1 protein-coding gene is annotated in these 516 nt (G+C 59.7%); it reads right to left on the minus strand.

Annotated elements, in window-relative coordinates:
* Positions 1–516, minus strand: a 516-nt coding sequence (locus tag IEV86_RS17720; protein ID WP_268235247.1) for an SPFH domain-containing protein, incomplete at both ends; no start/stop codon positions are given.

Here is a 516-nt window from a genome sequence, read left to right on the forward strand (position 1 = left end):
GACTGAGCGGCGACGCGGTCACGCTGTGCGGCATTGATCGAGTTCATCGAATCGCGGACCTTCGGGTCCGGGGTGATATCCGTGACCAGGCTGCTGACGATCTTGAAGCCGTAGCGCTTCATAGATTCCGAGAGCCGGCCCTCGACGTTCTCCGCGATATCGTCCTTCGACTCGAACGCCGTGTCCAGAGTCAGACCCGACAGCGCCGAACGAACGGTGTCGAAGACGTAGGAGCGGATCTGCTCCTCGGAGTTCGCCAGCTTGTAGTAGGCGTCGGCCACATTGTTCTCTTCGACGACGTACTGGACGGCGACGGGAACCGTGACGAAGACGTTGTCCTTCGTCTTCGACTCGATGTTGACCTCGAGCTGCTGGACGCGCAGCGAGATCGGCCGGCTCGTCGTCTCGATGAACGGCACCTTCGTGTTCAATCCCGGCTTCGCCACTTTCTTGAACTTGCCGAATCGCTCGACGATGACGTTCTCCTGCGTCTTCACCGTGAAGAACATGCTGGTG

This window comes from Cellulomonas carbonis (genome assembly GCF_014636275.1).
In the GTDB taxonomy this organism is placed as follows: domain Bacteria; phylum Actinomycetota; class Actinomycetes; order Actinomycetales; family Cellulomonadaceae; genus Actinotalea; species Actinotalea carbonis.